13 protein-coding genes and 1 other RNA gene are annotated in these 13569 nt (G+C 38.0%); 10 read left to right on the forward strand and 4 right to left on the reverse strand.

Going from position 1 to position 13569, the window contains the following annotated elements; genetic code table 11:
* Positions 1-4: 4 nt before the first annotated feature.
* Positions 5-1078: a tRNA 2-thiouridine(34) synthase MnmA gene (gene mnmA / locus ACYQ1N_RS02835; protein ID WP_459832507.1), complete on the reverse strand. Its 1074-nt coding sequence runs from the start codon at positions 1076-1078 to the stop codon at positions 5-7.
* 13 nt (positions 1079-1091) lie between these two features.
* Positions 1092-1379: a putative quinol monooxygenase gene (locus ACYQ1N_RS02840; protein ID WP_459832509.1), complete on the reverse strand. Its 288-nt coding sequence runs from the start codon at positions 1377-1379 to the stop codon at positions 1092-1094.
* Between the two features lie 144 nt (positions 1380-1523).
* On the opposite strand from ACYQ1N_RS02840, the gene ffs reads away from it, so the two are divergent.
* The 8 genes from ffs (at position 1524) to ACYQ1N_RS02880 (ending at position 7020) form a co-directional block, all read left to right on the forward strand.
* Positions 1524-1788: signal recognition particle sRNA large type (gene ffs / locus ACYQ1N_RS02845), an RNA gene on the forward strand.
* A 313-nt stretch (positions 1789-2101) separates the two neighbouring features.
* Entirely contained in the window at positions 2102-2506 is a 405-nt protein-coding gene (queD, locus tag ACYQ1N_RS02850) for a 6-carboxytetrahydropterin synthase QueD (protein WP_459832512.1), read from the forward strand.
* Position 2507: 1 nt separating this feature from the next.
* Positions 2508-3179 carry a putative 7-carboxy-7-deazaguanine synthase QueE gene (queE, locus tag ACYQ1N_RS02855; protein WP_459832515.1) on the forward strand — a complete coding sequence of 224 codons (672 nt, stop codon included), beginning with the start codon at positions 2508-2510 and terminating at the stop codon, positions 3177-3179.
* Positions 3179-3778 (forward strand): GTP cyclohydrolase I FolE, encoded by a 600-nt coding sequence (folE, locus tag ACYQ1N_RS02860; RefSeq protein ID WP_459832517.1) that lies wholly within the window; start codon positions 3179-3181, stop codon positions 3776-3778. The genes queE and folE overlap by 1 nt, the downstream gene beginning before the upstream one ends.
* Before the next feature lie 3 nt (positions 3779-3781).
* On the forward strand, positions 3782-4474 hold the full coding sequence (gene queC / locus ACYQ1N_RS02865; protein ID WP_459832519.1) for a 7-cyano-7-deazaguanine synthase QueC: 693 nt from the start codon (positions 3782-3784) through the stop codon (positions 4472-4474).
* 62 nt (positions 4475-4536) lie between these two features.
* A complete protein-coding gene (gene queF / locus ACYQ1N_RS02870; RefSeq protein ID WP_459832521.1) occupies positions 4537-5010 on the forward strand; it encodes a preQ(1) synthase in 474 nt (157 codons plus the stop codon).
* 13 nt (positions 5011-5023) lie between these two features.
* A complete protein-coding gene (locus ACYQ1N_RS02875; RefSeq protein WP_459832523.1) occupies positions 5024-5533 on the forward strand; it encodes a CinA family protein in 510 nt (169 codons plus the stop codon).
* Between the two features lie 137 nt (positions 5534-5670).
* On the forward strand, positions 5671-7020 hold the full coding sequence (locus tag ACYQ1N_RS02880) for a dihydrolipoyl dehydrogenase family protein (protein WP_459832525.1): 1350 nt from the start codon (positions 5671-5673) through the stop codon (positions 7018-7020).
* Positions 7021-7323: 303 nt separating this feature from the next.
* On the opposite strand, the gene thrS is transcribed toward ACYQ1N_RS02880, so the two are convergent.
* Positions 7324-9093: a threonine--tRNA ligase gene (gene thrS / locus ACYQ1N_RS02885; RefSeq protein ID WP_459832527.1), complete on the reverse strand. Its 1770-nt coding sequence runs from the start codon at positions 9091-9093 to the stop codon at positions 7324-7326.
* 287 nt (positions 9094-9380) lie between these two features.
* Here thrS and ACYQ1N_RS02890 point away from each other — a divergent pair, with 287 nt between their 5' ends.
* Positions 9381-10394, forward strand: a complete 1014-nt coding sequence (locus ACYQ1N_RS02890; RefSeq protein ID WP_459832529.1) for a hypothetical protein — start codon at positions 9381-9383, stop codon at positions 10392-10394.
* A gap of 218 nt (positions 10395-10612) precedes the next feature.
* On the opposite strand, the gene ACYQ1N_RS02895 is transcribed toward ACYQ1N_RS02890, so the two are convergent.
* On the reverse strand, positions 10613-11407 hold the full coding sequence (locus tag ACYQ1N_RS02895; RefSeq protein ID WP_459832531.1) for a DNA/RNA non-specific endonuclease: 795 nt from the start codon (positions 11405-11407) through the stop codon (positions 10613-10615).
* A 270-nt stretch (positions 11408-11677) separates the two neighbouring features.
* Here ACYQ1N_RS02895 and glmS point away from each other — a divergent pair, with 270 nt between their 5' ends.
* Positions 11678-13519 (forward strand): glutamine--fructose-6-phosphate transaminase (isomerizing), encoded by a 1842-nt coding sequence (gene glmS, locus ACYQ1N_RS02900; RefSeq protein ID WP_459832533.1) that lies wholly within the window; start codon positions 11678-11680, stop codon positions 13517-13519.
* Positions 13520-13569 lie beyond the last annotated feature (50 nt).

Consider the following 13569-nt stretch of genomic DNA (forward strand, 5'->3'; position numbering starts at 1 on the left):
TATTTTATATTATGGTTCCGCCTCCGACAACATAATCGCCGTCGTATAGTACGACTGCCTGTCCCTTTGCAAATGCTCTTTGAGGTTCATCAAACGTGACTTTGATAAGATCGTCTTCAAGCTGTTCAACCACGGCAGGCTGCTCTTTCATGTTATATCTGGCACGGGCTTTTACCTTCATCGGTTTATCCAATCTTTCAAAAGGAATCAGATTAATATTGTCCGCAAACAGTTCTCTCGACATAAGTTCATCATCCGATGCAAGTGTAACGGTATTATCCTTTGCGTTTTTGGAATATACAAACATAGGCTTGCCGAAGGATACACCGAGACCTTTTCTCTGACCTATTGTATATCGAATAATACCCTTGTGTTTACCTATTACATTGCCCTGCATGTCAATAAAATCACCTTCCGGGTAATGTTTTTCGGTATAATTTTCAATAAACGAAGCATAATCCGTTCCCTTTACAAAACAGATGTCCATACTCTCGGCTTTTTTCGCATTTATAAATCCGTTTTCTTCCGCGATGGCACGAACCTCTTCTTTTGTAAGAGATCCAAGCGGAAAAAGAGCATGTGCAAGCATGTCCTGAGTTAAATTATATAAAACATATGTCTGATCTTTCTTAAGATCTTTTGATTTTCTCAGATTATATCTGCCGGTTTCTTCATTATATTCTATTACGGCATAATGTCCGGTAGCCACATAATCATAATTCATGTCTTCGGCTCTTTCCAAAAGTCTGCCGAATTTAAGATATCTGTTGCAATCGATACATGGGTTAGGAGTTGCACCGTCTTCGTAAGATTTAATGAAAGGCTCAATTACTTTTTCTTTAAATTTTTCCTGCAAATTAAAAACGCGATAGTCTATACCTATTCTGTTTGCAACGCTTCTTGCGTCATTAATGTCCTCAATGGAACAACATGTTTTATTCATCGGTATTCCGATATCTTCGTTTTGAAACAGATTCATGGTTGCTCCCATGCAGTCGTATCCCTTATTTTTAATAAGCAGTGCGGTAACGCTTGAGTCAACACCTCCGCTCATTGCGATTAAAACTTTCTTGTTCATGTTTTTGCCTTCTTTACATATTTACGGTATAAAGAATGATTCTCGGCTCATCGGAACACAAATCCTTTAATTGCGGAACAATTTTTACAAAATGTTCGGAATTATTGTGAAAATCAATTGCGTCCTGATCCTTCCATTCTTCAATAAATGTTAAATGGTTACGGTCTGAAATATTTTCATGGAGTGCATAGCTGATATTGCCGGCCTCAGCGCGAGTGCCTTCTATAATCTCCTCACACAGTTCAAGAAACTTGTCTCTTGATTCAGGTTTTACGAACCATTCGGCTACTATCTTAATCATAAGCATTTATCTCCTTTTATAATACAAACAATAATATACACTCGTACAATGATAATATAAGCAAAATATAAGTACAATAATTTTATAATCAAAATACCGTATAATTTTAATTGACAAATGTTAAATAATCAATATAATTGAAAGAAGTGCAGCCGGGGCAGTAGCGGCGCCCTGTACCTGTGGAATCCGCTATAGCAGGGGTGATGTCAATCTGAGGGATAAGTTTTTTTGAAGGCACGAAAGTGATTGCGTTGAGGCTTTGGTCTTCCGCAACGGAAATCCGTGAATCATGTCAGGTCAGGAATGAAGCAGCATTAAGCGGAATCTTTCGTGTGCCGGAAGGGTGCCTGAGCTGAGTTAATTGCTTTTGAACGCGTCAAGGGAGCTTATTTCGAGGTGCGACGCACTTTTTATTTTACATATTAATTCAGTAAATACATTAAAAACTCACGACATGTCGTGAGTTTTATTTTTTATTAAATATAAAACAAAACTTAATAAAGGGATATACGCAAGATTTGACTGACAAACGCCCATTATGTTATCATTTGAAAAAATAGGACAGTTCGTTTGCACCATCCTGTCTGAAAACAAAACCAGGGCTACACTTCATCTTATTACATAAGATGAAGTTCTGTTTTGTTATAAAAGGATGTCTGTAAAGACATCCTTTTTGTTTTGTAATACATTTAACAGGTTTAACACATTTTAGGAGTTCACATATGTATATCGTTAAAACGGAAGCCGCCTTTGATTCGGCGCATTTTCTTTCAAGGTACAACGGCAAGTGCAAAAATATTCACGGACACAGATGGAGAGTTGTAATTGAAATCGCAGGAGATAGTCTTGATGACGGAATGGTAGTGGATTTTACCGACATAAAGGCTGCTCTCAAAGCCTTAGCCGACAATCTTGACCATTCTCTTATTATAGAAAAAGACACTCTTAAGCCGCAAACATTTGAATGCTTATCAGATGAGGGGTTCAGAATTATCACAATAGATTTCAGACCTACGGCAGAGAATTTTGCAAAGTATTTTTATGATGAAATAAAAAATAAGGGATATAACATACGGGCTGCCGAAGTGTATGAAACGCCTAATAACTGTGCAAGATATGAGGCGTAACATGGAAAGTATATATAAAGTAGTCGAAACATTTGTAAGTATTAACGGAGAGGGAGCAAAAAGCGGGGCGTTGGCATTATTTATCAGATTTCAGGGATGTAATCTGAATTGTAATTATTGCGACACCGAATGGGCCAATAAGGACGATGCTCCTTATACTGAAATGACGGCTGACGAAATCATTGAGCGGGTAAAAATGAGTAATGTAAAAAATGTTACATTGACCGGAGGAGAACCGCTTATACAAAGAGATATAGACATACTTATTGACAGATTAACGGATGAGACGGATTGTCGTATAGAAATTGAGACTAACGGAACAAGGTCAATAAAAAAATGGGATGTTCGATCCGATAATTTATGCTTTACATTAGATTATAAGCTCCCGGGGAGCGGGGTTTCCTCAGATGCGGATACTGATAATTATAATTATCTCTCAACGGGAGATACGGTGAAGTTTGTCTGTTCCGATGAGTCGGACCTGGATGCTGCAAGAAGTATTATTGACAAATATTCACTTGTCCGTAAGTGCAATGTATTTTTAAGTCCGGTGTTCGGACGTATCGAACCTGCATTTATGGTTGATTATATGGTGAAACATAAAATGAACGACGTAAGGCTGCAGTTACAGTTGCATAAGTTTATATGGGATCCGGAAGAAAGAGGTGTGTAATGACAGAAGGTAAAAGTAATAAAAAAATAGATACCGCCGCGATAGAAGAACACATCAAAGGAATTCTCATCGCTCTCGGGGATGATCCCGAAAGAGAAGGGTTAAAGGATACTCCGTCAAGGGTTGCCAAAATGTATGAAGAAGTATTTGAAGGAATGCTCTATACAAATGAGGAAATTGCGGAAATGTTCGGAGTAACATTTGAAGAGAATTTAAACAGCGGTAAATCATCCGGAGATATGGTTGTTGTTCGCGATATTGAAGTGTTTAGTTATTGTGAACACCATTTGGCCCTTATGTACGATATGAAAATTACCGTTGCATATGTGCCGAACGGTAAGGTGATAGGTTTAAGTAAGATAGCGAGAATAGCGGAGATGGTTGCAAAAAGACTTCAGCTTCAAGAGCGTATCGGTACTGATATTGCCGATATTATGCAAATGGTGACGGATTCCGAAGATGTAGCCGTACTTATTGATGCAAAGCACAGTTGTATGACGGCCAGAGGCATAAAGAATACCGTCGCTTCAACATATACTACAACATTACGCGGCAGATTCGAGACTGATGCGGTTCTGTGGATGAGATTGAAAGGATAAAAAATGTCGGAGAAAGTATTGGTTTTGGTAAGCGGAGGATTGGACAGCACAACCTGTCTTGCAAGAGAAGTTAAAAGAGTCGGAAACGAAAATGTTGTTGCGCTCTCCGTTTATTACGGACAAAAACATGATAAGGAAATCGCAAGTGCAAAGGCTGTAACGGACTACTATAATGTGGAATGGCTGCAGCTTGACCTGACTAAAATATTTCAATTCAGTGACAGCTCCCTGCTTTCCCATTCAGACAGGGAAATTCCAAAGGAATCTTACGGAGAACAGCTGGCTGAGACGGAAGGGGAACTTGTTTCAACATACGTGCCTTTCAGAAACGGCTTATTTTTATCATCGGCCGCAAGCATAGCAATTTCCAAGGGATGCAGTTTGATTTGCTACGGAGCGCACAGTGATGATGCGGCGGGAGCGGCATACCCGGATTGTTCAAAAGAGTTTAATGATGCAATAAATGCCGCAATATACATAGGAAGCGGTAAGGAATTAAGAGTTGAAGCGCCCTTCGTAAATATGACAAAGGCGGATATCGTAAGAGAAGGTCTTGAGCTCGGCGTACCGTACGAACTTACATGGAGCTGTTATGAGGGGGGAGAAGTGCCTTGCGGCGAATGCGGAACCTGTATTGACAGAGCAAAGGCGTTTGAAGAAAACGGAGTAAAGGATCCGCTGTTATCCTCAGACTGATTTTTTATTACGGAAACACAACAATATAATTTTAAAATAATATTCAGGAAAGAGAGTTTATTATGTCAGATTTAACACTGTTGGGAAATAAAGCAACAAAGTATCCGGATGATTATGCACCGGAAATTTTAGAAACATTTGAAAACAAGCATCAGGAAAATGATTATTTCGTAAAGTTTAACTGTCCCGAGTTTACAAGTCTTTGCCCAATTACGGGACAGCCTGATTTTGCAACCATTTATATTTCCTATGTTCCTGATGTAAAAATGGTTGAGAGTAAATCTCTTAAGCTGTATCTTTTCAGTTTCAGAAATCACGGTGATTTTCATGAAGACTGCGTCAATAAAATCATGAAAGATCTTATTAAATTAATGGATCCGAAATATATTGAAGTTTGGGGTAAATTCACTCCGAGAGGAGGTCTTTCCATCGATCCGTATTGTAATTACGGAAAGCTCGGAACAAAGTGGGAAGAAGTTGCATATAAGCGTTTGATTGAACATGACATGTATCCTGAAAAGGTAGATAACAGATAATTCGGAGTATATAATGAGCCGTATTTATAACGAATCGGAAATAAGATCGGATTACAATAAACTTACAAAACTTCTTATTTCCAAAGGTATTCATATTACCAAAATGGAAAGCGCAACGTCCGGACAGATTGCTTCTTTGATAACGGATACCGAGGGAGCGTCGGCCGTATTTAAGGGAGCCATGATTACATATTGTAATGAAGCAAAAATTAAAGACGGAGTCTCACCGCAGACTATAGATAAATATTCCGTCTATTCAAAAGAAACGGCTTCTGCAATGGCGGAGTGCTGCAGAAAAAAATATGACGCGGACATAGGAATCGGCGTTACGGGAACAATGGGGAATGTTGATCCCGAAAATGCGGATTTTTCAGAACCGGGGAAGGTATATTTTGCGATTGCCGTAAGGTCGGATATTTTTGCATACGTTGCGGAGATTCCGGTACAGAATTCAAGATATATGTATAAACTTGCGGTTGCCAAGGAAATATATGATAAGCTGACGGAACACATATCCGACTGACAGTGAACAGGTTTTTACAAATTTATGTAATAAACCTGTTTTTTTCTATTTGACAAAATATAATTCAAGTGATATAACATAGTTATATTTTACACAATATAATTTTGACAAATAAAAAAAGAAAGAAGGAACATATTATGTATGATTATGACGTTATTTTTATAGGAAGCGGTCATGCTTGTAATCACGGAGCACTTTTTTTGGCCAGAGCGGGCAAAAAAACAGCGATTGCGGAACAGGATAAAAATGGCGGAACTTGTACAAATTACGGTTGTGATGCGAAAATTATTCTTGACGGTCCTTTTGAATACCAGGAAGGTCTTATGAGATATTCTGACCTCGGCGTTGAAACTCCCGGTATTGATTGGACAAAGCTTATGGCATACAAAAAGCAGACAATAGGAGCATTTTCCCCTTTACTCGGTCAAATTTTTACAAAATTCGGAGTGAATCTGTTAAACGGACATGCCGAACTTATAGATGAACATACCATAAAGGTGGGAAATGAAACATATACGGCTGAGTATATCGTTATCGGGTCCGGCTCGAGAGACGCGGAAATGAAAGCTCCCGGAAGCGAATTTACACATGACAGCAAAGATTTTCTGGATTTGGACGTTATGCCTGAGAGAATGGTTATAGTGGGTGCCGGAATTATTTCAATGGAATTTGCTTCCATGGCTCTTGCTCTCGGAAAAAATGTAACAATAATTCATCGTTCTGACAGACCTTTACGCGTATATCCGGGAAAATACGTTAACAATATTATTGAAAAGATGAAGAATCAGGGTGCTGAATTTATCTTTAATGAAAATGTTGCATCTGTTGAGAAGAACGGAGATTCATATATTGTAAATACCGACGGCGGCAAGTCCATAGAAACGGATTATGTATTACATGCGACCGGAAGAGTGGCAAATGTGGAAAATCTCGGTCTAGAAAAGCTCGGAATAGAATATTCCTCCAAAGGCATTAAAACGGATGAATATATGCGTACTTCGGTACCTAATATTTTTGCAAGCGGAGATGTGGTTGATAAGAATATTCCTAACCTTACTCCTACGGCTGAATTTGAATCCAATTATATAGCCGCACAGATTCTCGGTATTAACAATAATCCTATTAATTATCCGGTTATTCCTAATCTTGTATTTACACTTCCGAGGATTGCTCAGGTCGGAGTAAGCGTGGAAACGGCTGAAAAGAATCCTGAACAGTACAGAGTCGAAGTTGTTCCTTTCGGAGCTGTTAATTCATGGGTAAATAATCGTGAAACCGAAGCTGAAATCACATATATTTTCGATAAAGAAGGTTATCTTGCGGGAGCGGCGGTATACGGAGCGGAAGGCGCGATGATGATTGATTTTCTTACTTTCATCATACAAAAAAGAATATCAGGTTCGGAATTAAGTCAGATGATCTTTGCCTTTCCGACTCAGACATATTCAATTGTTTCAGGTTTAATTCCGTTGATGTTGAAAAAATAAAATATTACAAACAATAAATCAAAACCAATAACAAAATACCGTAAACATATAATCCAAACAAAATAATAAAGTTTACTGACAATAACTCCAAACAAAATAATAAAATACTACAAACATATAATTAAAACAAAATAATACAGTTTTACAAATAATAAATCCAAACCAAATTATAACCATCATAAAAACAGGATATCTGAACTTTCGGAGTGCTCCGGAAGTCTCAGATATCCTGTTTTATTATCCGATTCATATAATTTAAAACCGGATTATCATATTTAAAATTAATTTAAAATCAATTTAAAATCAGATTTTTTCGATTGATTTTGAATCAATTTGATTCTTTATTTTTTCAACAAATTCGTCAAGAGGCATTACGGTAGTATTTTCTTCACCGTGAAGACGGAATGATACGGTACGGTCATTTGCTTCATTTGCGCCGAGGACAAGAAGATAAGGCACTTTTTGCATTTGACCTTCTCTCATCTTGTATCCCAACTTTTCAGATCTGGTATCAAGCTCAACTCTTACATCCTTTTCGAACAATTTATTGTAAACCTCTTCGGCATAAGCCGAAAGTTTCTCATCGTCGGTTTTTACAGGGAGAATTCTAACCTGTTCCGGAGCAAGCCATGTAGGGAGATTGCCCTTTGTTTCCTCAAGAAGATAAGCCATAAATCGGTCAAGAGAACCGAGAATTGCTCTGTGAAGAACGACAGGCGTTTTCTTTTCATTGTTGCTGTCGATATATGTCAGGTTGAATTTCGAAGGAAGACAGAAGTCCAACTGACATGTGGAAAGAGTATATTCGTTACCAACGGCAGGCTTAACATTAACATCAAGCTTTGGTCCGTAAAATGCGGCTTCGCCTATTTCTTCCGTATATTCGATGCCGAGATCGTTAAGAACTTCGCGGAGAGCACTCTCTGCAGCGTTCCACATGGCGTCGTCATCGTGATACTTTTCTTTGTCTTCCGGATCTCTGAGTGAAAGAATGCAGCGATAATCCGTAATATTAAAGTCCTTATATGCTTCAAATATCAGATCGACAACCTTTGAGAATTCACTTTTGATCTGTTCGGGAGTTACGAAGAGGTGTGCATCGTTTTGGCAGAAATGTCTTCCTCTTTCTATTCCTTTAAGAGTTCCGCTTGCTTCAAAACGAAAATCGTGAGCTATTTCTCCGATTCTTAAAGGAAGATCCTTGTACGAGTGATTTCTGTTGGCATAAATCATCATATGGTGAGGGCAGTTCATCGGACGGAGAACAAGCTGTTCGCCTTCAACATCCATTGCCGGGAACATATTCTCTTTGTAGTGATCCCAGTGACCCGAAGTCTTATAGAGATTGATTGTACCTATGCAAGGGGTAAGAACATGCTGATAGCCGAGTTTTCTTTCTTTATCTTTAATATATTTTTCCAACTCCTGCCAAATAACATAACCCTTAGGAAGAAACATAGGTAAACCTCTTCCCACAAGATCGTCTGTCATGAAGAGCTGCATATCCTTGCCGATTTTTCTGTGATCTCTCTCTTTTGCTTCTTCAAGGAGTTTTAAATGTTCCTCTAATTCCTCGGCTGTAGGGAAACACACACCGTAAATTCTCTGAAGAACCTTGTTGTTACTGTCCCCTTTCCAATATGCTCCGGAGTATTTGATAAGTTTAAAATTGCGGCACATCTTAACGTTATCAACGTGAGGTCCGCGGCATAAATCTATAAAGTCACCCTGTTCATAACATGAAATAACGGTACCGTCTTCAAAATTATTGATAAGTTCGAGTTTATATTCGTCGCCTGCAAACATTTCGAGAGCTTCTTCCTTTGTGAGTTCCCGTCTGTAAATCTTCTTGCCGGTTTTGGCAATTTTTTTCATTTCCTTCTCTATTGCCGTAATATCTTCGTCACGTATTACGTCGTCACCGAGATCTACATCATAATAAAAACCTTCGGCAACTACCGGACCTACCCAGAATTTTGCATGTGGATATAAATGCTTAATCGCATGCGCCATAAGATGTGCACATGAATGATTAAGAATATTTAACTGTTCATCTTCTTTAAAATTAACCATTTTATACTTTTCCTTACATAAATTAATATTTTCATTTTACAAAGTAGGGGAGTATATTGCAATATTATTTATCTCATTATGATTTTTTCCTGAAAATCAGTGTAATAAATATGGTAATAATACATAATTAGGGTTTTATATTATAAAAATCATCCTGACATCAGCACCGTAACGGAATGAAGGTCGGTTCGGATGCGTTTATGCAATTAAATTGTTGCTCATAGCAATTATATTGTGTTAGAATAGTGCCAACTTATATAAGAATTAAAGATAAGGCGGAGGGTGTAATGGCTGATATAAAGAATAAAATTCTTGATTGCGGAAGAAAAGGGAAAGACAATCTTGTAAAATATTTCAGATTTAAAGCACACAGCACATTTATAGACAGATCAAACGGGAAAAAAGCCATGTGTATGGTACTTGCCGGCTGTAAAGAAAAATTATTCCCTCATACATTGAAAAGACTTAAAATGTTTGAGCACGATAAAGTAGATATCGTAATAGTTTCAAGCGGCAAATATGTAGCGGAATTGGATGATATTTGTAAGGGATATAAATGGTCTTATTTATGGACAAAGGAAAATGATGTTTCACTTGTTCAAAATATAGCCATTATGAATCATCCAAAGGCAAAATATATCTTCAAGCTGGATGAGGATATCTTTATTACGAAAGATTATTTCGATAAAATGTTTACGGCATATGCACATTGCAAATACGGCGTAAAAACAAAGAAGGATGCTTTTAAAAAATTGGGATTTATAAGAGATGACGGTGTGCTTGAGAATCCGAATGTCGAACCCGTGGAATATAATCCCGGTTTTATTGCACCTTTAATACCTCTTAACGGATTCGGAATGGTAAGAATAGTAAAAAAACTTGATGCAGTGTCACAATATGAGAAGAGATTCGGTTCTCATCCTATGTATCATGAATTAAGAGTATTTGAAGATCCCGAAATGGCTAAGTTTTTGTGGGGAGACGACGGCGTAATTCCTCATGTGGATGATATGAACAACAAGTTCGGTATAGATCCTTTAACAGAGTCGGCCTGTGCTACGAGATTTTCAATCGGAGCCATAATGTTTGAGAGAATGTTATGGAGAAAAATGGGAGGTTTCAAGGTTATTCCGCTTAACCACAGATTGGGAATAGACGAGGAGCAGATAAATGCTTTTTGTGTAAATACGGGACATCCGATGATGGTTTCCGAAAACATAGTAGTAGGTCATTTCTCATTCGGTCATCAGACTGAAGCAATGTATGAATATATGGACGAACATCCTGAAATATTTAAATAATATGCGGTATAAAAATATATTTGACAATATTATTGAAAATATCACTGAAAATTTTTTCGCGGGCATAAGCAAAATTATTTAATTTTAAAATATTATATTCGTATAACAAAAAAGTCCTCAGAGTCCGGACGGTCATATCTCAATATTGCTTGATGATATGTGCCTTACAGACCTGAGGGCTTTTTGTATATATGGGTATATGAGCAATTCGATGTATATCATGCCGCTTTGTTATTACCGCTTGCATAATCTATTGCAACGCCGGGTTGGACATTGTATACGAATACATTAAAACTTACGGTTTTGCCTTTATCCTCCACGGAATATGCCTCCATATGAACTCCGTCACAGAGCAGGTTGTTGCCTTTAAAAACAGGTGTAACCCTATATAGTACATGAAGCTTTTTCTCGCGGACGGCGTCAAGAACTTCTTTTTCAAAACTGCCCATGCCATCCGTATTCATATATCTTGTACCGGTTACGAGATTCTTTTCATTTGCGTTTTCTCCCGTGAGAGAATATGCGATTAAATGGCATCTGTTATACAGAGACCCCTGATCCACAAAATCATATTTGTTTTGATGCCAGCCGGTAGGCTTAACGGAAGCTATACTTTCACGCTCTCCCTTAGGGAGAAGATCAGTATATACATTTGCAAATGCGTATGTACATCGTCCCAAAGAATCAAGATTTCCGTATGTTTCAAAGCTGCCTTTGCTCTTTTCTTTATCAGTAAATACCGGCGTATTGTTATTAATATATGCATAAGACGCACCGTTATAATTAACCGCGGATACGTCATCCACAGATGAAAATGACAGAGGTTCGGCATTTTCCGTATGGGAACTTCCCACATATGTACCGGAATTAAATCGTATGACTCCGTTGCTGATAAGCAGAATAATAATCACGGCGGCAAAACTCAGTATAAGTGAAATGATCCGACCCGTTTTTTGCCTGTTCTTCTTATATTTGCGAGATCTGTAGGATCTGCGCTTTCTTCTGTCAGCCATAAAATCTCCTTCTTATTAAATTATCATTTTAAATATATTTTATGAAAAAACAAAAGTCAAACAAACATTTGTAACATTATGAACATATTTAAGTAATGCGGTTTAAAAAATAAATAAATTAAACTATTACAATTTGCTTTTATTTGTAAAATTATATATTATGGTACAAGTTAAAATTATGAGGCGGGAATGGATGTTCCCGATGTTTTAACGGTTATATAATTAATAATTATAACTGAATGACACATAGTTGTTATAATGGAGATTAGTATGTGTGGAATTATAGGATATGTCGGAGACAGAAAAGCTAAGGATATACTTCTTGACGCTTTGGCTCTCCTTGAATATAGAGGATATGACAGTGCAGGTATTGCACTGTCTCACAGTGAAAGAATGTCCGTTATAAAATGTGCGGGCAGAGTGAGTGATTTGATTGATAAATGCAACGGAATGAATACACCTGAGGAGCAATCGATATTTGATTCGATTTGCGGTATAGGGCATACAAGATGGGCAACACACGGCAATGTTTCCGACAGTAATGCACATCCTCATATGGTTGGTGACGTTGTATTGGTTCACAACGGCATTATTGAGAATTACAAAGAACTTATAGAAGAGTTTCATCTTAACGAAGGGTTGAAATCACAGACCGACACGGAAGTGGTTGCAGCCCTTCTGAACATGTATTATCAGGTGGAAAACAATCCTAAATCGGCTATTTATAAGACCGTTGATAAGCTGAAGGGAACATTTGCGTTCGTAATAATGTTTAAGGACAAACCGGGAAAGATATATTCCATAAGAAATGTATCGCCTATTGTCGCCACACACTTCGAGGGCGGATGTATGTTGGCGTCTGATGTAAGCGCTCTCTGTTCATATACCAATCGATACTTCGTATTGCCTGAATATGACCTTTTGGTACTTACAAAAGACAGTCTTATGGTGGAGGATAAAGAGGGTAACGAAATAACTCCGGAATATTTGACCATGGATTGGGATAAAAACGCATCCGATAAGGGCGGATATCCTTTCTATATGGAAAAAGAAATAATGGAACAGCCGCATGTAATAGAAAATTGCATTAAGAACAGGATTGTTGACGGGATTCCCGACTTCACGGCTGACGGTATAGAAGACGACTTTTTTGATAAATTTGACAGAATTTGCATAGTGGCGTGCGGAACGGCAATGCATGCCGGACTGGTATTTCAATCTCTTGCAATTGAAAAACTCAGAATACCGGTAGATGTATGGATGGCGTCTGAATTTATATATTCAAATCCGATAATAACAGACGGTACTCTTGTTATTGCCATTTCTCAGTCCGGAGAAACGATAGATACTCTTGAAGCATTAAAATACGCAAAATCTAACGGAGCCGTATCACTGAGTATAATAAATGTACAGGGCTCGGCAATAGCATATGAATCGGATTATGTATTATATACATATGCCGGTCCGGAAATTGCCGTGGCTTCCACAAAGGCATACACGACTCAGCTGGCGGTACTTTATTTATTGATTGCAAAAATTGCCGCGGTTAAGAATATTTGGTCTGAGTCGGAAGTTAAGTATTTTGTTGGAAACCTTGTTAAAGTTCCGGAACTTATCTCGGGAGTTTTGGACAGTAAGGTAGATATACATAAGGCGGCAAGACTTATACTTGACGCCGACGATTTGTTTATGATCGGAAGAGGACTGGATTATTCGGTGTTGCGAGAGGGTTCTCTTAAACTGAAAGAGGTATCATACATTCATTCAGAGAGTTATGCGGCAGGAGAGCTTAAACACGGTCCGATTGCGCTTATTACGGATAAAACTCCCGTTGTTGCTGTTATGACTCAGGAAAAACTTCTTCTTAAAGAACTTTCAAATGTAAGGGAAGTTAAATCAAGAGGCGCGGGAATAATGATATTTGCGAAAAAGAGTTTCGTTCCCGTGCTTAAGGAGGAATTCAATGTTATTCCGTTGCCTGATGCGGATGACGACTTTATGACATTTCCGGCTTCCGTTGCTCTTCAGATTCTCGCTTATTTTGTATCAAGCGACAAAGGATTTGATGTTGATAAACCGCGTAATCTTGCTAAAGTTGTTACCGTGGAATGATTAATATATAACCGAAGAAATAAAATATAAAAGGGATTTTGAAGGGGATT

It is taken from the genome of Howardella ureilytica (genome assembly GCF_054657495.1).

Excerpts from the sequence above, each read along its gene's own strand:
- thrS (WP_459832527.1), bottom strand. The coding sequence starts at position 9,093 with ATGGTTAATTTTAAAGAAGATGAACAGTTAAATATTCTTAATCATTCA.
- ACYQ1N_RS02840 (WP_459832509.1), bottom strand. The coding sequence starts at position 1,379 with ATGATTAAGATAGTAGCCGAATGGTTCGTAAAACCTGAATCAAGAGAC.
- mnmA (WP_459832507.1), bottom strand. The coding sequence starts at position 1,078 with ATGAACAAGAAAGTTTTAATCGCAATGAGCGGAGGTGTTGACTCAAGC.
- queC (WP_459832519.1), top strand. The coding sequence starts at position 3,782 with ATGTCGGAGAAAGTATTGGTTTTGGTAAGCGGAGGATTGGACAGCACA.
- folE (WP_459832517.1), top strand. The coding sequence starts at position 3,179 with ATGACAGAAGGTAAAAGTAATAAAAAAATAGATACCGCCGCGATAGAA.
- ACYQ1N_RS02890 (WP_459832529.1), top strand. The coding sequence starts at position 9,381 with ATGGCTGATATAAAGAATAAAATTCTTGATTGCGGAAGAAAAGGGAAA.
- ACYQ1N_RS02895 (WP_459832531.1), bottom strand. The coding sequence starts at position 11,407 with ATGGCTGACAGAAGAAAGCGCAGATCCTACAGATCTCGCAAATATAAG.
- glmS (WP_459832533.1), top strand. The coding sequence starts at position 11,678 with ATGTGTGGAATTATAGGATATGTCGGAGACAGAAAAGCTAAGGATATA.
- ACYQ1N_RS02880 (WP_459832525.1), top strand. The coding sequence starts at position 5,671 with ATGTATGATTATGACGTTATTTTTATAGGAAGCGGTCATGCTTGTAAT.
- queE (WP_459832515.1), top strand. The coding sequence starts at position 2,508 with ATGGAAAGTATATATAAAGTAGTCGAAACATTTGTAAGTATTAACGGA.
- queD (WP_459832512.1), top strand. The coding sequence starts at position 2,102 with ATGTATATCGTTAAAACGGAAGCCGCCTTTGATTCGGCGCATTTTCTT.
- queF (WP_459832521.1), top strand. The coding sequence starts at position 4,537 with ATGTCAGATTTAACACTGTTGGGAAATAAAGCAACAAAGTATCCGGAT.
- ACYQ1N_RS02875 (WP_459832523.1), top strand. The coding sequence starts at position 5,024 with ATGAGCCGTATTTATAACGAATCGGAAATAAGATCGGATTACAATAAA.